Origin of the sequence: Bacillus sp. USDA818B3_A (assembly GCF_009928415.1) — a bacterium.
GTDB lineage: Bacteria > Bacillota > Bacilli > Bacillales > Cytobacillaceae > Neobacillus.
Genome location: NZ_JAABNN010000009.1, coordinates 131,345 through 152,380, shown reverse-complemented (window position 1 = coordinate 152,380; position 21,036 = coordinate 131,345). Strand labels below are relative to the sequence as shown.

Below are 21,036 nucleotides of genomic sequence, written 5' to 3'. Positions count from 1 at the left end.
GCCTTGACAGTTTCGTTCATATCAGGAGGCTCCCCGGCACGCCCGCGGAAAGCGAGCGCCTGGAGCGGAAATCAACACTAACACAGCTAAAGTAATTTAAAATGGTCACAAAAGTGGCCGGGAATACATAAAAGAGAGGGATTTATATGCGTTTTGATGAAGCATATTCGGGCAATGTGTTTATTAAGAGCCACCCGAATTTTGAAGATAGCCAGGTTGTATTATACGGAATGCCAATGGACTGGACAGTGAGCTACCGCCCAGGTTCACGTTTCGGCCCAGCCCGTATTCGTGAGGTATCCATTGGTCTTGAGGAGTATAGTTTTTATCTTGACCGTGAGCTTGAAGAAGTAAAATATTTCGATGCAGGGGACATTCCGCTTCCATTTGGTAATGCCCAGCGCAGCCTTGATATGATTGAAGAATTCGTTGACCAGATTCTAGAGGCTGGTAAGTTCCCGCTTGGAATGGGCGGAGAGCATCTTGTTTCTTGGCCAGTCATGAAGGCGATGTATAAAAAATATCCGGGTTTGGCGATTATCCATTTTGATGCCCATACAGATCTTCGTGAGGAATACGAAGGCGAACCGTTGTCACACTCCACACCGATCCGTAAAATTGCCGAACATATCGGACCAAAAAATGTCTATTCCTTTGGAATCCGCTCAGGTATGAAGGAAGAGTTACAGTGGGCAAAAGAGAACGGCATGCATATTTCAAAATTTGAAGTGCTGGAACCACTAAAAGAAATCCTGCCAACACTTGCAGGGCGTCCGGTGTATGTCACCATCGACATCGATGTCCTTGATCCAGCACATGCACCTGGAACAGGAACAGTAGATGCAGGCGGTATCACTTCAAAAGAGCTATTAGCATCCATCCATGCCATTGCCCGTTCCGAAGTAAACGTGGTAGGCGGTGACCTAGTAGAAGTTGCACCAATCTATGACCCGTCAGAACAAACAGCAAACACAGCAAGCAAACTAATTCGTGAAATGATTCTCGGCTGGGTGAAATAGGGTGCCTGTCACCATTTGCAACATCATGAGATAATTATAGGTGCCTGTCACCATTTGTAACATCGAGAGATACTTAATGGTAGCTTTCCCCGTTGAGAGTGGTGCCTGTCCCGGTACGGGGCAGGCATCTTTTGATTTGTTGCCCGGCAATGTATATAATAGTTAAGTATGTGTAAATGCGATATTGTCTATTACTAGATATAGAATAATGATAAAGTGAATGTGAAAGTTCCTTAGAAAAAGGAAGTGTGATTCTAAGTTGTCTACTACTGAAACACCGATAAAGATTAATGTGAAAACAACGATTCACCAGCAAGAGAGTTCGGAGACGATTGAGTTGAATGTCTTCGGCCGCTATTTCGAAAAAGATGGGGCCTCTTTTCTTAAATATGAAGAGGTATTAGAAGAAGGTACAGTACGGACGATTGTGAAAGTGGCACCCGACGAGGCGCTAATCCTAAGAGGCGGTGCCGTAAAGATGCGTCTGCCGTTCAGGTTACATAAGAAGTTACGAGGAAGCTATGAAATGCCGTTTGGGGTATTTGAAACGATGACGATGACTAGAAGACTCGTGCATTCGGAAGGCCTCATAGACATTTTATATGATTTTAACATGCAGGGTTCACCTGCAGGCACCTACCATTTGGAGATAACCTTTCAGGAGGATGAACAATGAATATAGTAGAACAGGTACAAACAAAACTAAAAGAAGAAATCCGGGCAGCCGTACTTAAAGCTGGCTTGGCTGCGGAAGAACAAATTCCTGATGTCATTCTTGAAATTCCGAAAGAAAAGGCCCACGGGGATTATTCCACAAATATGGCCATGCAGCTTGCACGGATAGCAAAGAAGGCACCTAGAATGATTGCAGAGGCATTAGTGGCTAATTTTGACCGCACGAAGGCCTCGATTGAAAAAATTGAACTGGCTGGACCAGGATTTATTAATTTTTATATGAATAATTCTTATTTAACCGATCTAATTCCTACCGTTCTTCAAGCGGGCGGCAACTATGGAGAAACAACTGTCGGCAATGGCAAAAAAGTACAGGTAGAGTTTGTTTCAGCGAATCCAACCGGAGACCTTCACCTTGGCCATGCCCGCGGTGCGGCGGTAGGGGACTCGCTAAGTAATATTCTGGCAAAAGCGGGATATGACGTCTCTCGTGAATATTATATTAACGATGCCGGCAACCAGATTAATAATCTAGCTTTATCTGTAGAGGCCCGCTATTTCCAAGCACTGGGGATCGAGAAAGAAATGCCGGAAGATGGTTACCAGGGTGCTGACATTATCGGTATCGGTAAAGCGTTAGCTGAAGAATTCGGCGATAAATATGCAAACGTCCCAGACGAGGAACGGTTCGAATTTTTCCGTGATTACGGTTTAAAATATGAAATGGCCAAGCTCCAAAAGGACCTTGAAGATTTCCGTGTCCGCTTTGATGTATGGTACTCCGAGACTTCACTTTATAAAAATGGAAAAATTGATGATGCACTCGAAGCACTCCGTAAAAGCGGCTATATTTATGAGCAGGACGGGGCAACATGGCTGCGTTCCACCGACTTCGGTGATGATAAGGACCGCGTGCTCATTAAACAAGATGGCTCTTATACGTATTTAACACCTGACATTGCTTACCACAAGGATAAGTTTGAACGTGGTTTCGAACAGTTAATCAATATTTGGGGTGCCGACCACCACGGCTATATTCCACGGATGAAAGCAGCTATGCAGGCCCTTGGATATGAACGCGAAGCGCTCGTGGTGGAAATCATCCAGTTAGTTCACCTTTACAAAAATGGCGAAAAGATGAAGATGAGTAAACGGACCGGTAAGGCCGTAACGATGCGTGATTTGGTTGATGAAGTCGGCCTCGATGCGACACGTTATTTCTTTGCGATGCGCAGTTCAGATACGCATATGGATTTTGACTTGGATTTGGCGGTGTCTGAATCAAACGAAAACCCGGTATATTATGCGCAATATGCCCATGCACGGATTTCGAGCATCCTGCGTACGGGACAAGAACAGGGTATTAGTGTCGATAGTGAGGTTGATTTTTCACTGATTGGATCAGAAAAGGAAATTGACTTATTAAAGAAAATCGGCGAGTTCCCTGCGGCTGTTGGCGAGGCTGCACTGAAGCGTGTACCGCACCGCATCACAAACTATATCTTAGAATTAGCATCTGCGTTCCATAGTTTTTATAATGCAGACAAGGTTCTTGACAGCGAAAATCCTGACCGCACCAAGGCACGTCTGGCATTGATTAAATCAGTACAAATTACCCTTAAAAATGCGCTTGCCTTGATTGGTGTATCTGCACCAGAAAAAATGTAATCGTTCGTTTAGGCAGCGTATGAATATATCTCAAGTCTAGATGCAGGAAACAGTATGAACCCGGCTTAATAATCCTTAAATGGATCGTAAGCCGGGTTTATTTTTTTATGAATAACTTCCAAGAAAATGCAAATAATTATTGGTAGGGAAATTTCTATCCGAGGAGTGAACGAACGAATGAATGTTGGAAGAGCAAAAGAAATCCTAGAATCGGCCGATATGATTAATGTGACCTATGATGGGACCCCTGTGATAATTCAAAACATCGACGAAACCACAAGAATGGCCCGGATCTATTCAAGACAAGATCCAGAAAATGAACGAGATGTACCCGTCTTAAACTTAATTGAGGAATAAAAAAAGAGTCTCCACCAAATCGGAGACTCTTTCACTTTATTTCAATACTTGCCCCGCTTACCCTTTTAAACCCGCGTAATTTGCTTAAATTCTCCACCAATTTTAATGCAGCCTGATCCTTCGCCTTAGCCTCAATCATAAAATCAACATCCTGACCATTTTCACGCAGCAAATTTACAAAAGGCATAATAAATTCCGTGTCGACAAAATCAGCATGAGAGCGAAATTCTTTTTCATTTTTAGGAGAAGAAATATGGACTTTAGGAATAACTCCAACGGTTGACCATGTTTCAAAAATCCCTGGCAGCAGCTCTTCTAGCGGCATTTCACTTACATTTGCCATATGGTGATGATAATCAAACACTAACGGAATCCCTTCTTTCCTGCACACCATCAAGGTTTCTTCCGCCGTATAGGTCTTATCATCATTTTCTAAAGTCATCACCTTTTTAATATGGGCAGGCAAAGTGGTCAGATTCTCATAAAAACGCGACAGTGCGGCCGTCTTATCCCCATAAGCCCCGCCGATATGGATATTAATCAATCCCTGCCCTGCAAGTCCCATCGCTTCAAACATTTGATAATGATAGGTCATATCAATGACGGCATTTTCCGTAATCGTCTTCTTCGGTGAAGTAAACAGCGTAAATTGATTCGGATGAAAGCTGACCCTGAGACGATTGCTTTTGACTAAATTCCCTATCTCCTCCCATTCCTTCTTAAATGGAGTGGTGAAATCCCAGCGCACCTCGGGATGGGTGGCCAGCGGTACGATCGAGCTAGAGAACCGGTACAATTCAATTTCGTGTGCAAGATTGTAGTAAAGCATTCGTAAAGTGTGATTGAGATTGAGTTTGGTCACCTCTAACAGCTTCTCTTTACGCTCTGATGAACTAAGCTGCTTATAGCGTGTAAAGGTAAGTGCCTTCGCTGGGGAGGCATCCCATAAACTAATCGCAGTTGAAACATAGCCAAATCGAATCTTAATCATCCATGCTCCCCCTTATAAAAAATGGCAGACAGCTCTTGCTGCAGTTTCCTTGACAGTCCGCAATAGATTAGGTTTATTTAGCTGCGTTAACGTCATCCGTTTAGAATCCAATATATCTTCTTCGATTACCTTCATTACTTTTTCAATAAAGGAACGGTCATAAATATAACAATTAATTTCTTTATTTAGGAAAAAGCTGCGCCGATCGAAATTGGCTGTTCCAATATCACAAATCTTCTCATCAATCAGGAGTGTCTTTGCATGGTAAAATCCATTTTTATATTGGTAAATAAGGGCGCCAGCCTTAAGCAGCCTCCGCAAATAACGATACGATGCCTCTTGGACAAGGGCATGGTCGGCGGTGTAGGGGACAATAAGTGTAAGGTGGACGCCCCGCTGCAAAGCCTTCAATAATTCCGCAAAAATGGCAGCACTAGGAATAAAGTAGGGGGTGCCAATGATAATAGACTTTGTGGACTTTCTAATAAGCTGAATAAAATTTTCCTCTAGAGCACCCGCTTCGGTAGGGATAAATCGATGCCTGATCCTGCCCTTGGGAAGTTTAGGAAAATACTCTGGACGATAATCGACTTTTTCTAATGCACATTCGTTCCAATCAATAAAAAATTCACTTTGTAAAAAATTCACGCTTTCACCGGTTATTTGCAGCTGATAATCCCGCCACGGGCTAAGCTTTGGGTCCTTGTCGATGTATTCCTTGCCAATATTAAAACCCCCCATAAAGCCAATTTTTCCATCAATGATGGAGATTTTGCGGTGGTTTCGAACTTGGGCAGAATAAAAAAGAAAGGGCGGTCTGACACGGTTGCAAAACGCCACATGGACACCTGCGTCCTTCAGTTCGCTCACCTCTTTTTTCTTAATTGTTAAGCTGCCAAGACGGTCAATCAGCAAGCGGACTTCGACACCAACGCGGGCACGTTCTTTTAAAATAGTGAAAAACTCTTGTCCAAAGCTGTCGTTCTTTACGATGTAGTACAAGATATGGATATGCTTTTCGGCATGTTGTAATTCTGTAAAATAGCTGCGGAAAAATTCCTTGCCATGTGTATAAATTTCAAGCTCGCCATGCAGGATGGCTGTCTCCACTTTGTTTGCCTTTAAAAGATGCTTCCTTCGGCCTAATCTAAAATCTAAGACAAGCCATATAATGATAAGAATAAGCAGTCCACACAAAATGAGTACCCATTTCATCGAAAATCTTTCCCCCATTCGGTTCAGTTAGTTTCCCCAAGAGCGGAACTTTCTATAAGTTGAGTAAATCTTATAAAAAAGATTTGACTGAATGCTCATTCATTTTTATAATAGGATTAGATACAATTCAGAAAATTTACTATTTTCAACAAATGAAAGGGGAAAATCATAGAAAGGGGCGTTTTACTTGAATGGTCTTTTATGGGTCAACTTAATAGCGTTTCTTGTTGTAACCGCTTACGCGCTTAGTCTGTTTGTTTATGTAGTCAAAACGCGAATTGAATTTATTAAGCTCGGAAAGAAAGTCGAGTTTGATCACAGAGTTAAAGAGCGTCTGGAGAAAATTTGGGTAAACGTGTTTGGCCAGAAAAAACTTTTAAAGGATAAAAAGAGCGGGGCCATCCATGTGATGTTCTTCTACGGCTTTATTTTAGTACAATTCGGGGCAATTGATTTTATTTGGAAAGGGCTTGTCCCAGGCTCCCATCTGCCACTTGGACCGTTATATCCAGGGTTTACCTTTTTTCAGGAAATTGTCACATTAATGATCCTTGTTGCTGTGTTTTGGGCGTTTCACCGCCGCTATGTTGAAAAATTAGTCCGTTTAAAACGAAATTTTAAATCAGGGCTTGTTTTGTTATTCATCGGTGGTTTAATGTTATCTGTTTTATTGGGAAATGGAATGGGAATCCTCTGGCATGGTGAGGATCCTTCATGGACAGAACCTGTTGCTTCACTCCTTTCACTTGTTTTTTCGAGATTGAATGAAACCGCCTCCATCGTTATCTTCTACATAGCCTGGTGGGCGCACTTATTATTCCTGTTAACCTTCTTAGTTTATGTACCGCAATCGAAGCATGCTCACTTAATTGCCGGTCCGGCAAACGTCTACTTTAACCGCTTAGAAAAACCAGGGAAATTGAAAAAGATTGATTTTGAGGATGAATCTCAAGAATCGTTCGGTGTTGGAAAAATCGAAGACTTTACTCAGCATCAAATGATTGATTTCTATGCCTGTGTGGAATGCGGCCGCTGTACCAATATGTGTCCGGCAACCGGAACAGGTAAAATGCTGTCGCCTATGGATTTAATCGTAAAGATGCGTGACCACCTCACCCTTTATGGAGCATCGGTTACGTCGAAGCAGCCATGGGTGCCGACTTTTGCATTTTCAAATACGAAAGGAAACCAAATTGCGCTTGCTGCTAGCGGCGAGGGGGCACAAGAGTCGGCTGCAGCCATAGTTTACAATCCGAGTTTGATTGGCGATGTTATTACCGAGGAAGAAATCTGGGCTTGCACAACTTGCAGGAACTGTGAAGACCAATGTCCGGTAATGAATGAACATGTCGATAAAATTATTGATCTGCGCCGTTTCTTAGTTTTAACAGAAGGAAAAATGGATGCTGACGCCCAGCGTGCGATGACTAATATTGAACGCCAGGGAAATCCGTGGGGATTAAACCGTAAAGAGCGAGAAAACTGGCGCGAGGTGCGTGAAGATGTCCAGATTCCAACCGTGAAAGAAATGAATAAGGCTGGTGAAGAATTCGAGTACCTATTCTGGGTAGGTTCCATGGGGTCATATGATAACCGCAGTCAAAAGATTGCCTTATCGTTTGCCAAACTCCTGAATGAAGCTGGTGTGAAATTTGCCGTCCTCGGCAATAAGGAGAAGAACTCTGGTGATACACCTCGCCGTCTTGGAAATGAATTCTTATTCCAAGAGCTTGCTGCTAAAAATATCGAGGAGTTTGAAAAGGCTGGGGTAAAGAAAATCGTGACGATTGACCCGCATGCTTATAACACGTTTAAAAATGAATACCCTGATTTTGGATTAGAAGCAGAAGTCTACCACCATACGGAGGTTCTTTATCAGCTGGTTCGAGACGGCCGCCTTGTCCCAAAACATGCAGTCAATGAAACGATTACGTTCCATGATTCCTGCTATCTCGGCCGTTACAATGAGGTCTATGATCCGCCAAGGGAGATTTTAAAATCCATTCCTGGTGTGAAATTGGTCGAGATGGAACGGAACCGTGAAAAAGGGATGTGCTGCGGTGCGGGCGGAGGATTGATGTGGATGGAGGAGGAGACCGGCCACCGCATTAATGTCAGCCGGACAGAGCAGGCCTTAGCGCTAAAGCCTTCTGTAATCAGTTCAGGCTGTCCGTATTGCTTAACCATGCTGTCAGATGGAACGAAGGCAAAGGAAGTCGAAGATAGGGTATCGACCTATGATGTAGCTGAATTACTGGAAAAAGCAGTGTGTGGTCAAGCGGCTTCCTAAAGTAAAGCAGGAGTTGATTTTGTTTTACAAATCAAAATTTTAAAAATTTTGTGTAAAATAATTTAACTCCTGCTATTTTTTATGTAAAATAGACTTATATAATAAAACGCTTACAATTATGCGCAGGTCAAGGTTTAGGTCTCTTGCCTGCGTTATATTTTCCGGTTTTTTCGAGCGAGCGTTCAGTCGCAGTTTATTAAGGGGAACTAGCTCTGGATGTTGATTAAATGAATAAGGGAGAGATTTAGAATGGGGAAAACGGTTATTTTAAGCGGTGTAAGGACGCCTTTTGGAAAATTAGGGGGGGCATTAAGCAGTTTTAGTGCATCACAGCTTGGCGGTGTGGCCGTGAAGGAAGCATTGATTCGTGCAAGCGTGAAGCCGGAAGAAGTAGGGGAGGTCATCCTCGGAACGGTTCTGCAGGGAGGGCAAGGGCAAATTCCTTCCCGGCAGGCAGCACGTTATGCCGGACTTCCATGGGAAGTAAAGACGGAAACCATTAACAAGGTCTGTGCATCCGGAATGCGCAGTGTGACGTTAGCCGATCAAATCATCCGTGCCGGTGATGAAGAGGTGATTGTCGCAGGCGGGATGGAGTCGATGAGCAATGCACCATATATATTGCCTAAAGCACGCTGGGGGTTTAGAATGGGCGACTCCACTGTCAAGGACTTAATGATTCACGACGGATTGACCTGCAGCTTTACAGGTGTCCATATGGGCACATATGGAAATGGAACGGCATTGGTGATGGATATTTCTCGTGAGGCACAGGATGAATGGGCACTGCGGAGCCATGAAAGGGCGCTTGCTGCGATCGAGAATGGAAAATTGGCGGAAGAGATTGTATCGGTTGAGGTGCCACAGCGTAAAGGGGAGCCAGTATTGGCTTCAGTTGACGAGGGGCCGCGTAAGGATACTTCTTTAGAGCGTTTATCTAAATTAGCACCTGTCTTTAATTCAACCGGCACGATTACAGCTGGGAATGCCCCGGGTGTAAATGACGGTGCGGCTGCCCTTGTGCTGATGAGTGAGGAGCGGGCTCAACGCGAAGGCCGGGAGATAGGGGCAGTCATCGTTGGCCATGCGGCCATTGCGGTCGAAGCGAAGGATTTTCCTCAAACACCGGGCTTGGTGATTAATGAGCTGTTAAGAAAAACAGGCCGGAGCTTGGATGAGGTTGATTTGTTCGAGATTAATGAAGCTTTTTCGGCTGTAGCTTTAGCGAGCGGAAAGATTGCCGGCCTTGATCCGGAAAAGGTAAATGTGAATGGCGGTGCGGTCGCACTTGGTCACCCGATTGGTGCCAGCGGGGCGCGGATTATTATTACCTTGATGCATGAATTGAAGCGGCGCGGCGGCGGTATCGGAATTGCTGCGATTTGCTCAGGCGGCGGCCAGGGCGATGCTGTGATGATTGAGGTGCCAAAGGCGTAGAGTATTGGGGAGATGCTGTTATGGGGCTGGCGAAAGCCGGCCTTTATCTGGCGCATGAGCAAAGATAACTGGCGGAAACCCGGTTATTAGTGGCGGATAAGCTTGTATTACTGGCAAATGCCGCCTTTTTAGTGCTTCATTTTTAATAGAAATCATTCACTTTCAAATGGAGGGAAAAACATGAACGTTTCAAAGGTGCTGGTAATCGGCGCTGGGCAAATGGGCTCAGGGATCGCCCAGGTTTGCGCACAAGCAGGATACCAAGTGATATTGAATGACTTAAAACCGGAATTCGTTGAGCGGGGACTAGGGGTTATCCAGAAAAATCTCGCCCGAAGTGTCGACAAAGGCCGTATGAGCGAGACACAAAAGCAGGAAGTGCTCGCAAGGCTTACCCCATCAACAGCCCTTAACGATGCCAGCGGCGTGGACCTTGTCATCGAAGCAGCCGTTGAAAATATGGAAATCAAAACAAAAATCTTCACTCAGCTAGACAAAATCACCCCAGCACACACCATCTTAGCAAGCAACACCTCATCACTGCCCATCACAGAAATTGCCGCTGCCACCAATCGTCCGGAAAAAGTGATCGGCATGCATTTTATGAATCCAGTACCAGTAATGAAACTCGTTGAAATCATCCGCGGCCTGGCTACAGCCGATGAAGTCTATCAAGTGATTGAAGATATGACCAAGACTCTCGGCAAAGTGCCGGTTGAAGTAAATGACTTTCCTGGGTTTGTCTCTAACCGCATCCTCATGCCGATGATTAACGAAGCAATCTACACGCTTTACGAGGGTGTTGCTGAAAAGGAAGCCATCGATGAGGTTATGAAGCTCGGGATGAATCACCCAATGGGCCCGTTGACACTCGCAGATTTTATTGGCCTGGATACCTGCTTGTACATTATGGAAACGCTCCACGAAGGGTTCGGAGATGATAAATACCGCCCATGCCCGCTTCTAAGGAAATATGTCAAAGCCGGCTGGCTTGGTAAGAAATCAGGGCGCGGTTTCTATATCTACGAATAAGATAAGAAAACGAAAGTGCCTTAAAACAGGGTGCTCAAAGAGGCAATTAAATACCAGGAGGATCACGCCGATACTACATAATCCTGATCCAGTGATCTCCCCCTGGATCATTCATCTCAGGAAAGGGGACTTCGTTATGAATCTTAGATTTACAGAAGAACAAGAGATGATGCGGAAAATGGTTCGTGATTTTGCAGAAAAGGAAATCAAACCATTTATAAAAAACATGGAGAAAGGGATCTTTCCCCGTGAAATCCTCAGGAAAATGGGAGAGCTTGGCCTGATGGGGATCCCTGTTCCCGAGAAGTTCGGCGGTGCGGGCATGGATTTTACCTCCTATATCATTGCCATACATGAGCTGTCAAAAGTAAGCGCTACCGTTGGTGTCATTCTTTCTGTTCACACATCGGTATGTACAAATCCAATTTTATATTTCGGGACGGAGGAGCAAAAGCAAAAGTATGTACCGAAACTGGCTTCTGGTGAATACTTGGGGGCATTTTGCCTAACGGAACCAAGTTCTGGGTCAGATGCTGGCAGCCTAAAAACGAGAGCAGTAAAAAAGGCTGGGCATTACGTACTGAACGGATCAAAAATGTTTATCACCAACGGCGGTGAGGCTGATGTGTATATCGTCTTTGCCACCACCGACCCAAGCCAAGGGACGAAGGGGATTGCTGCATTTATTGTGGAAAAAAATACCCCCGGCTTTGTCGTAGGAAAAGATGAAAAGAAAATGGGACTGCACGGATCCCGCACAGTCCAGTTAACTTTTGAGGATATGCATGTTCCGGTGGAAAACATGCTCGGAAAAGAAGGCGAGGGCTTTACCATTGCCATGGCTAACCTTGATGTTGGCCGCATTGGGATAGCCACTCAGGCTCTCGGAATTGCGGAAGCAGCATTCGAGGCATCTGTTGCCTATGCGAAACAGCGCCAACAATTCGGGCATCCGATTGCGGCTCAGCAGGGAGTCGGCTTTAAGCTTGCGGATATGGCTACAAGTGTCGAAGCGGCAAAGCTTTTAGTCTATCGCGCGGCCGATTTGCGCAGCAACGGATTGAAGTGCACGTTAGAGGCATCGATAGCCAAGCTGTTTACGACGAGGACGGCAGTCGAAGTGGCAACAGAAGCTATTCAGGTATTCGGCGGCTATGGCTATACCGAGGACTATCCAGTTGAGCGCTATTTCCGCGATGCCAAAATAACGGAAATTTATGAAGGCACGAGTGAGATTCAGCGGATTGTCATTAGTAAGCATCTCTAAAGAAGGCGAAATGTTAATATATCCGGATTTTTCATTAATGAAGTTTTAAAGGGGGCATTAAAAAATGCAATTTAAATTATCGGAAGAACATGAAATGATCCGTAAAATGGTTCGGGATTTCGCGCGGAACGAGGTGGCGCCGACAGCAGCAGAGCGCGATGAAGAAGAGCGCTTTGACCGGGCCATTTTTGACCAAATGGCCGAACTTGGACTAACGGGCATTCCTTGGCCGGAAGAATACGGCGGCATCGGCAGCGATTATCTGGCCTATTGCATCGCAGTGGAAGAGCTTTCCCGCGTAGACGCATCCATAGGGGTCACCCTGTCTGCCCATACCTCACTTGCCGGCTGGCCGATTTACAAATTTGGCAGTGAAGAACAAAAACAAACCTACCTAAGGCCAATGGCAGAGGGGACAAAAATCGGTGCTTACGGTTTGACAGAACCAGGCAGCGGCTCAGATGCAGGCGGAATGAGAACGACCGCCCGCCTAGAAGGTGACCACTATATTTTAAATGGTTCAAAAATCTTTATAACTAATGGCGGTGTGGCCGATATTTATGTCGTTTTTGCCTTGACTGACCCATCGAGCAAGCAGAAGGGAACGACCGCCTTCATTATCGAAAGTGATTTCCCGGGCTTCTCCGTCGGCAAAAAAGAAAAGAAACTTGGTATCCGCTCCTCACCGACAACTGAAATTATTTTTGAAGATTGCAAGGTTTCGGTTAAAAACCGCCTGGGTGAAGAAGGCGAAGGTTTTAAAATCGCGATGATGACCCTTGATGGCGGCCGCAACGGCATCGCCGCCCAAGCTGTCGGGATTGCCCAAGGCGCCCTTGATGCAGCGGTTGATTATGCACGCGAACGTCATCAATTTGGCAAACCAATTGTTGCCAATCAAGGCATCTCCTTTAAGCTTGCCGATATGGCGACCAATATTGAGGCGGCAAGGCTATTAACCTATCAAGCAGCATGGCTCGAGTCCAATGGTCTCCCGTATGGCAAGGAGTCAGCAATGTCTAAACTATTTGCCGGTGACACGGCTATGAAGGTGACCACCGAAGCCGTTCAAGTGTTTGGCGGCTATGGTTATACAAAGGATTATCCGGTTGAGCGGTATATGCGCGATGCTAAAATCACACAAATTTATGAAGGGACACAAGAAATCCAGCGTCTTGTGATCTCGAGAATGATAACAAAATAAAGGCGGGAACAGGGGATGAAAAAAAGAGAAGTTCAAGCCTCTGTCAAAGATGAGCGCCTTGTCCAAAAAAGGCGCGACCAAATGATCAAAGGGGCAGTAGCACTTTTTAAACAGAAGGGGTTTCACCGGACGACTACCAGGGAAATTGCCAAAGCTGCCGGGTTCAGCATCGGTACACTCTATGAATATATCCGCACGAAGGAAGATGTCCTTTACCTTGTCTGCGACAGCATTTATGACCATGTCAGTGAGCGGCTGCAAGAGGACCTTGCCGTGGAAAAGGGGACACTGGAAAGCTTGAAGCATGGGATTGCTGACTTTTTTCAGGTCATGGATGAGATGCAGGCCGAGGTGCTTGTTATGTACCAGGAAGTGAAGTCGCTTTCCAAGGATGCCCTGCCATATGTGTTGAAAAAAGAAATGGAAATGGTGGCGATGTTTGAGGAATTGTTGACGCGCTGTGTTGAGAATGGGGAATTGGCTTTATCGAAAAAACAGATTGAACTAGTTGCCCATAATATTTTTGTTCAGGGGCAGATGTGGGGATTCCGCCGCTGGGCGTTAAGAAAGCTGTTCACGCTCGAGGAGTATATTGAGATGCAGACGGAGGTTTTATTATCGGGGATTCAAAACGGGGTTTCGTGCGCAGTAACAGTGTCGGAACGAGGATAAGGTGCGAACGGAAACCATAGTTCATTTTTCCAAAAGGGGGAGCGCAGGTGGGAAAGTATCAGCCAAAGAATCATATCCGTTTTGTGACGGCGTCGAGCCTGTTTGACGGTCATGATGCTTCGATTAATATTATGAGACGGATTCTGCAGGCGAGCGGGGCGGAGGTGATCCATCTTGGTCATAACCGCTCGGTGGAGGAGGTCGTGAACGCGGCGATTCAGGAGGATGTGCAGGGAATCGCGATTTCGTCGTATCAAGGCGGCCATGTCGAGTACTTTAAATATATGTATGATTTATTGAAGGAAAAAGGCGCGCCGCATATTCGAATTTACGGCGGCGGCGGCGGTGTGATTATCCCGCGGGAAATGGATGAGCTGCATGCCTACGGGATTGCCCGGCTGTTTTCGCCGGATGATGGACGGACGCTTGGGCTGCAGGGCATGATTGATTTAATGATTCGGGAATGTGATTTTTCAACCGTTAATTCTGATGTCAGCGAGCTGATTGAGAAGCTGCCGAAGGGTGATGTGAATGCGATTGCCGGGCTGATCACTCTGGCAGAGCTTCAGGTTGATAAACGGAATGAGGCAGCGGCGGCAGCTGAGCAAGTACTCGAACAAGTGAAGTCACTCGAAAAGGGGATTCCGGTTGTTGGTATCACGGGTACGGGCGGTGCGGGAAAAAGTTCGTTAACCGATGAGTTGATCCGCCGCTTTATTAATGAATTTCCTGGGAAACGGGTGGCCATTTTATCTGTTGATCCAACAAAGCAAAAGACAGGCGGTGCGCTTTTGGGCGACCGGATTCGGATGAATGCCATCTTCTCGCCGAATGTGTATATGCGCAGTCTTGCGACTCGTTCTTCGAAAAATGAATTATCGCTTGCTATGAAGGATGCGGTGACTGTGACAAAGGCTGCCGGATTTGACCTGGTCATCGTCGAGACAAGCGGCATTGGTCAGGGTGATGCGGAAATCACGGAAATCTGTGATGTGTCGATGTATGTGATGACTAGTGAGTTTGGGGCTCCGTCGCAGCTCGAAAAAATTGATATGCTCGATTTTGCCGATTTAATCGTCATCAATAAATTTGAGCGCAAGGGCTCGGAGGATGCGAAGCGCCAAGTCCAGAAGCAGTACCAGCGCAACCAGATGCTGTTTGAAAGAGAGCTCGATGAAATGCCTGTTTACGGGACGATTGCCAGCCAGTTTAATGATCCAGGGACGAATGCCTTGTTCGCGGCCTTGGTCGGAGTGGTTAATGGAAAATCAGGCACTGATTGGGTGACGTCATTCAGCAAGGATGTCGTGGTTGAAAAGCAAAATGTGATCATTCCAACGGACCGGCGTTATTATTTACGGGAAATAACGGAGACCGTACGCGGCTATCACCGCAGGGCTGAAGAGCAGGCAGATATAGCCCGAAAACTGTTCCAGCTCGAGGGGGCAATTTCAGCGGTTGAGGGCCAGCCGGAAGTGGCGGCTGCTTTAGAGGCGGTACGGCAGAAAACGTTGGAAAAGTTGTCAGGGGAATCACGTAAAATCCTCGATTCTTGGGAACAGACTAAGGCAGCATATGCAGGGGAGAAGTTTGTCACGAGGATCCGTGATAAAGAGATTATCACGGTGTTAAAAACGAAAAGTTTATCAGGGCTTGATATTCCGAAAGTGATTCTGCCTAAATATAAAGATTACGGGGAGATCTTGCGCTGGGTGTACCGCGAGAACATACCGGGGGCGTTTCCGTATACAGCAGGGGTATTTCCGTTTAAGCGTGAGGGTGAGGATCCGAAACGGCAGTTTGCCGGGGAGGGGACACCGGAACGAACGAATCGGCGCTTTCATTATTTATCGAAGGATGATATGGCGAAGCGCTTGAGTACGGCGTTTGACTCGGTGACCTTGTACGGGGAGGATCCGGATTACCGGCCGGATATTTTCGGTAAGGTCGGCGAGAGCGGGGTCAGTGTTTGTACGCTGGATGATATGAAGAAGCTGTATGCTGGGTTTGATTTGTGCCATCCGTCCACATCGGTCTCGATGACGATTAATGGCCCGGCACCGATTATTTTGGCGATGTTCATGAATACAGCGATTGATCAGCAGGTGAAGAAGAAAGAGGCGGAGCTTAGCCGCACGCTGACCTTGGAAGAGTTCGCTGAAGTTCGTGCCTATACATTGCGGACCGTACGGGGAACCGTACAGGCTGATATTTTAAAAGAGGACCAAGGGCAAAATACGTGTATTTTTTCAACGGAGTTTGCGCTGCGGATGATGGGGGATATCCAAGCCTATTTTATCGACCATCAAGTACGCAACTATTATTCAGTATCGATCAGCGGGTATCATATCGCTGAAGCTGGGGCCAATCCCATTTCACAGCTGGCATTTACGCTTTCCAATGGCTTTACGTATGTGGAGTATTATTTGAGCCGCGGCATGAAGATTGATGATTTTGCGCCGAACCTGTCCTTCTTTTTCTCGAATGGGCTGGATCAGGAGTATACAGTGATTGGCCGGGTAGCTCGGAGGATTTGGGCGACGGTGATGCGGGATAAGTACGGGGCCAATGAGCGAAGTCAGAAATTGAAGTATCATGTGCAGACATCTGGGCGGTCGCTGCATGCCCAGGAAATCGACTTTAATGATATCCGGACGACGTTGCAGGCGTTAATGGCACTGCAGGATAATTGTAATTCTCTCCATACGAATGCATATGATGAGGCGATTACGACGCCGACTGAGGAATCCGTGCGCCGGGCGATGGCGATTCAGATGATTATTACGAAGGAGCATGGGTTGACGAAAAATGAAAATCCATTGCAGGGTTCGTTTATAGTCGAAGAGTTGACGGATTTGGTGGAGGAAGCGGTATTGCAGGAATTTGACCGCTTGGATGACCGCGGCGGGGTGCTCGGTTCAATGGAGACGCAGTATCAGCGCGGGAAAATCCAGGATGAGTCCATGTATTATGAAATGAAGAAGCATACCGGTGAGCTGCCAATTATCGGCGTGAATACGTATTTGAATCCGAATCCACCGTCTGTGGAAGAGGTCAATAATATGGAACTGGCCCGGGCGACGAAAGAGGAGAAGGAACTGCAGATTCATAATTTACGGGCTTTCCAGGAGGAGCATGCATTAGAGACGGCTGAAGCGTTAAACCGGTTGAAAACGGCAGCCGTTAATAATGGCAATATCTTCGCTGAGTTAATGGAAACCGTCAAAGTCGCAAGCCTCGGGCAAATCACCAGGGCGTTATATGAAGTCGGCGGACAGTACCGGCGGAATATGTGATTTGAGAAGTTGTAAATGGTAGAAACGGTGACAGGCACCAGAAAATGGTGCCTTTTAACGTTTGTCTGTTTTTGTGGTAAAATATTTAAGGTTAATAAAATTTAAATGATTTTATAACATATAATAATAAAACTAGCATTCCTACTTTGATTTTTTGTCAGGCAGGTGTTTTCTGGATGAAGGTGAATCGAATAATGGTTATTTTAATAATTTTCGCCTGGCCGTTATACTATCTATATGAGCGTGAACTAGGTGCCATTTCGTTCCTGCTCTTGGCGATTTTCTTTTTATATATCTCCATCATTGAGATCAAAAAACTGAAGCAAGAGAATTCCCTGAATGGTGATCAATCACCGCGGCAAAAAATCGAGTGAAACTATCTACTAACACTAGCATAAACATCTAGAATTTGTTTATAATGAAGAATATGCAAAAATGCTGGAGTACGGTGAACTTTTTTGTCCGTGCTCAAACTAGGCAGTTATCGAAGTGCAATTTTACTATACATAGAATAGTAACTGTCCGCAATCACTTGGGAAAGATCAGAGTGTTAAATAGAGAAAGGAAGTGCCAATAGTGAGTTTAGCACAATACTCAAAAGAGGAATTGAAAGAATTATCCCTCATGGAAATGGCTTATGAATATTTGAAAAATAGCAAGCAGCCAATCTCTTTTCACGATTTAGTGAAAGAGATCAAAGCAGCTGCCAATCTTTCCGACGAAGAAATCCGTTCTCGCCTGGCACAATTTTATACAGATATTAATATTGATGGGCGTTTTCTTTCATTAGGAGAAAACCGCTGGGGACTTCGTTTCTGGTATCCAGTCGATACAGCTGAAGAAGAGGTTATCACAGCTGTTAAACCGAAGAAGAAAAAGGCGAAGAAGGTCGTTGACGAAGACGAACTTGAAGACTTTGATGAGATCGAAGATGAGGATTATGATGATCTTGATGACTACGTCGATGATGATGAGGATCTACTTGACGATGATGATGAAGATGATGACGATCTGGATGATCTTGATGAGGTCGACGAATTTGATGACGACGATGAAGTCATTGAGGAAGATGAAGAGGAATTCGATCTTGGTGAAGAGGAAGATCTCGATGATGATCTAGACGAGGAAGAGGAAGACGAAGACTTCGAAGAACTAGACGAAAAAGAGGATAAATAAGTCGGATATAGTCAAGCCGTTTACGACTTAGTTTCGTAAATGGCTTGACTTTTCATGCGGGCAATTGTATTATCTTTTTTGGGCTCCTTTTAAAAGGACGAATGAATATAACTAATATGCGCTCCCCTCGCAATCCGCGAGAAGGAGCGCTTTTTATTTTGTTTTGGGCTGTTTAAATAGGGATATTGTTGCTGAGTGTTCGGCAAAATTTCCTTGCAGAAAAGTTTTTCACAGTCTTATTAAAAAACTCCCATTTATACAAGGAGTTTTTTCGTTTTTGGAGCAAATAGGGAAATAATTTTTAAAAAAATATCCTTAAACAACCTGAATAATGCACAAACTGTAATCGAGGAGGACTACTTTATGACAAAGTATATTTTTGTAACTGGTGGTGTGGTGTCATCACTAGGAAAAGGGATTACCGCTGCTTCCTTAGGGCGTTTACTGAAAAACCGAGGTTTAAATGTAACGATTCAAAAGTTTGATCCATACATTAACGTCGACCCAGGAACGATGAGTCCTTATCAGCACGGGGAAGTATTCGTTACTGATGACGGTGCGGAAACAGATTTGGATCTAGGTCACTATGAGCGTTTCATTGACATCAATCTAAATAAGTATTCTAACGTAACAACAGGTAAAATTTATTCAACCGTTTTACGTAAAGAGCGCCGCGGTGATTACTTAGGTGCGACTGTACAGGTTATCCCGCACATTACGAATGAAATCAAAGAGCGCTGCTTCCGTGCGGGTAAAGAAACCAACGCGGATGTCGTGATCACTGAAATCGGCGGTACGGTCGGGGATATCGAATCGTTGCCGTTCCTAGAAGCAATCCGCCAAATCAAGAGTGATCTTGGCAGCAAAAATGTTATGTACATTCACTGTACACTGATTCCTTATATTAAGGCTGCTGGCGAAATGAAGACAAAGCCGACTCAGCACAGTGTAAAAGAACTTCGCAGCCTTGGTATTCAGCCAAATATTATTGTTGTTCGTACGGAATTGCCGGTTTCACAAGACATGAAGGATAAGCTTGCCTTGTTCTGTGATATTGATGCGAAAGCCGTAATCGAATGCCGTGATGCAGATACGCTTTATTCAATTCCACTTGCCCTGCAAGAGCAAAACATGGATCAAATCGTTTGCGATCATTTGGAATTAGGCACGAAAGAAGCGGAAATGACTGAATGGAAAGCACTTGTCGACCGTGTGCTAAACCTTTCTGGAAAAGTGAAAATCGGCCTTGTTGGTAAGTACGTGGAACTCCAGGATGCCTACATTTCCGTTGTAGAAGCGATGAAGCATGCCGGTTATGCATTTGATACGGATGTTGAAATCAAGTGGATCAATTCGGAAGATGTGACCCGTGAAAACGTGGCAGAATTGCTGGATGACGTTGATGGCGTGCTCGTACCGGGAGGATTTGGCGACCGCGGTGTGGAAGGGAAGATTGAAGCAACCCGTTATGCACGTGAGACAAAGAAACCGTTCCTTGGTATCTGCTTAGGAATGCAGCTGGCTACGATTGAATTTGCACGTAATGTGCTTGGCCATTCTGATGCACATTCAGCTGAATTTGTACCTGAAACGAAACATCCAATTATAGACCTTCTTCCAGAGCAGAAGGATGTAGAGGATATCGGCGGTACGTTACGTCTTGGTTTGTATCCATGCCGTTTAGCGGAAGGGACAAAGGCGTTTGAAGCATATGAGGATGAAGTGGTGTATGAGCGCCACCGTCACCGTTATGAGTTCAATAATTTCTATCGTCAAGAAATGGAAGCAAAAGGATTCGTGTTCTCAGGGACAAGTCCTGATGGCCGCTTAGTGGAAATCGTTGAGCTGAAGGATCACCCATGGTTTGTGGCGTCACAGTTCCATCCGGAGTTTGTGTCAAGGCCAACACGTCCACAGCCGTTGTTCCGTGACTTTATTAAAGCTTCTATTCAAAAATATTAATTTTTTTCAGCCAGTTCTCAGGTTATCGGGAACTGGTTTTTCTTTTTCGCTGATAAATTCGTGAAATCGCTGAAAAAAGCTCAGAATCGCCGATAAATTTATAAAATCGCTGATATCGCCTGAAAAACCGCTGAAATAAATTTTTTTAAAATAAAAAACGGCCTCAGGATAAGGCCGTTTATTCTTCATATTCCGCTAAAATCTCATCAATCGTAAACTTCAATCCATGATAGACAAACAACGCCGCAATAGCAGACGGATATCCATACCGATTGCCAACATCATCAGGAAGCAATCCTTTTTTTAACCGCAAATCAATATGCACATCTGCTAATTGTGATAAATCTCCTTCTGATGGTTCAATTACTGTGGATACCGCAACAAAAGGAATCATTTTTTCGTGCAGCTTTCTGGCAAGCTCAAGTGCTTCGAGATCAGTCGCAAGCCGAGTAAATAAAAGGACACGGTCAGCATCAGTTAGTCCATCGGTATCGGTCTCATTCAAGACCTTGGCACTATGTAACGGCTCAGCACCATTGATGGCTTCAAATGCTACGGCCTTCATTTCCTGTGCACCAAAAATATAAATCGAACCGTCACCAGCAGGTGCTTGGGCGAGCAAGCGGGCACCGTCCTCGAATGAAAATTCTTCTTTTTCCTCTATTCTTTTTAAAACACCTGTTAATTGGGTTGTAAACATTTTTAACATGGGAACCCTCCTTATATCCTATTTATTATAAACTTTTTGCAAACTTAACCCAAAACAATTGCAAAA

General features: G+C 45.1%; 17 protein-coding genes. 14 read left to right on the top strand and 3 right to left on the bottom strand.

Going from position 1 to position 21,036, the window contains the following annotated elements:
* Positions 1-146: 146 nt before the first annotated feature.
* From speB to GXK58_RS16325, 4 genes are all read left to right on the top strand, one after another.
* Complete coding sequence (gene speB, locus GXK58_RS16340) at positions 147-1,019, top strand: agmatinase (RefSeq protein WP_160724223.1); 873 nt, start codon at positions 147-149, stop codon at positions 1,017-1,019.
* Positions 1,020-1,278: 259 nt separating this feature from the next.
* Entirely contained in the window at positions 1,279-1,695 is a 417-nt protein-coding gene (locus GXK58_RS16335) for a DUF1934 domain-containing protein (RefSeq protein WP_160724222.1), read from the top strand.
* Entirely contained in the window at positions 1,692-3,362 is a 1,671-nt protein-coding gene (argS, locus tag GXK58_RS16330) for an arginine--tRNA ligase (protein ID WP_160724221.1), read from the top strand. The genes GXK58_RS16335 and argS overlap by 4 nt, the downstream gene beginning before the upstream one ends.
* 177 nt (positions 3,363-3,539) lie before the next feature.
* Positions 3,540-3,719 (top strand): H-type small acid-soluble spore protein, encoded by a 180-nt coding sequence (locus tag GXK58_RS16325; protein ID WP_160724220.1) that lies wholly within the window; start codon positions 3,540-3,542, stop codon positions 3,717-3,719.
* Between the two features lie 31 nt (positions 3,720-3,750).
* Here GXK58_RS16325 and uvsE read toward each other — a convergent pair whose 3' ends face one another.
* A complete protein-coding gene (gene uvsE / locus GXK58_RS16320; RefSeq protein ID WP_160724234.1) occupies positions 3,751-4,707 on the bottom strand; it encodes a UV DNA damage repair endonuclease UvsE in 957 nt (318 codons plus the stop codon).
* A gap of 15 nt (positions 4,708-4,722) precedes the next feature.
* Positions 4,723-5,925 (bottom strand): cardiolipin synthase, encoded by a 1,203-nt coding sequence (gene cls, locus GXK58_RS16315; protein WP_160724219.1) that lies wholly within the window; start codon positions 5,923-5,925, stop codon positions 4,723-4,725.
* Between the two features lie 187 nt (positions 5,926-6,112).
* Here cls and GXK58_RS16310 point away from each other — a divergent pair, with 187 nt between their 5' ends.
* The 10 genes from GXK58_RS16310 (at position 6,113) to GXK58_RS16265 (ending at position 20,261) form a co-directional block, all read left to right on the top strand.
* The gene (locus GXK58_RS16310) at positions 6,113-8,215 is read left to right on the top strand and encodes a (Fe-S)-binding protein (RefSeq protein ID WP_160724218.1); all 2,103 of its coding nucleotides are present in this window, start codon (positions 6,113-6,115) and stop codon (positions 8,213-8,215) included.
* 249 nt (positions 8,216-8,464) lie between these two features.
* Complete coding sequence (locus tag GXK58_RS16305) at positions 8,465-9,652, top strand: acetyl-CoA C-acetyltransferase (RefSeq protein WP_160724217.1); 1,188 nt, start codon at positions 8,465-8,467, stop codon at positions 9,650-9,652.
* A gap of 180 nt (positions 9,653-9,832) precedes the next feature.
* Positions 9,833-10,684 (top strand): 3-hydroxybutyryl-CoA dehydrogenase, encoded by an 852-nt coding sequence (locus GXK58_RS16300; protein ID WP_160724216.1) that lies wholly within the window; start codon positions 9,833-9,835, stop codon positions 10,682-10,684.
* A gap of 136 nt (positions 10,685-10,820) precedes the next feature.
* A complete protein-coding gene (locus GXK58_RS16295) occupies positions 10,821-11,951 on the top strand; it encodes an acyl-CoA dehydrogenase (RefSeq protein WP_160724215.1) in 1,131 nt (376 codons plus the stop codon).
* Between the two features lie 64 nt (positions 11,952-12,015).
* Positions 12,016-13,155, top strand: coding sequence for an acyl-CoA dehydrogenase (locus GXK58_RS16290; protein ID WP_160724214.1), 1,140 nt, complete (start codon positions 12,016-12,018; stop codon positions 13,153-13,155).
* Positions 13,156-13,170: 15 nt separating this feature from the next.
* Positions 13,171-13,827: a TetR/AcrR family transcriptional regulator gene (locus GXK58_RS16285; RefSeq protein WP_160724213.1), complete on the top strand. Its 657-nt coding sequence runs from the start codon at positions 13,171-13,173 to the stop codon at positions 13,825-13,827.
* A gap of 47 nt (positions 13,828-13,874) precedes the next feature.
* A complete protein-coding gene (icmF, locus tag GXK58_RS16280) occupies positions 13,875-17,123 on the top strand; it encodes a fused isobutyryl-CoA mutase/GTPase IcmF (protein WP_160724212.1) in 3,249 nt (1,082 codons plus the stop codon).
* A gap of 194 nt (positions 17,124-17,317) precedes the next feature.
* Entirely contained in the window at positions 17,318-17,497 is a 180-nt protein-coding gene (locus GXK58_RS16275; RefSeq protein ID WP_160724211.1) for a hypothetical protein, read from the top strand.
* A gap of 202 nt (positions 17,498-17,699) precedes the next feature.
* Positions 17,700-18,299 (top strand): DNA-directed RNA polymerase subunit delta, encoded by a 600-nt coding sequence (gene rpoE / locus GXK58_RS16270; RefSeq protein WP_160724210.1) that lies wholly within the window; start codon positions 17,700-17,702, stop codon positions 18,297-18,299.
* A 363-nt stretch (positions 18,300-18,662) separates the two neighbouring features.
* Positions 18,663-20,261 carry a CTP synthase gene (locus GXK58_RS16265; protein WP_160724209.1) on the top strand — a complete coding sequence of 533 codons (1,599 nt, stop codon included), beginning with the start codon at positions 18,663-18,665 and terminating at the stop codon, positions 20,259-20,261.
* Between the two features lie 178 nt (positions 20,262-20,439).
* Here the strand turns inward: GXK58_RS16265 and GXK58_RS16260 are convergent, their stop codons facing one another.
* Complete coding sequence (locus tag GXK58_RS16260) at positions 20,440-20,970, bottom strand: DUF2529 domain-containing protein (protein WP_160724208.1); 531 nt, start codon at positions 20,968-20,970, stop codon at positions 20,440-20,442.
* Positions 20,971-21,036: the final 66 nt, after the last annotated feature.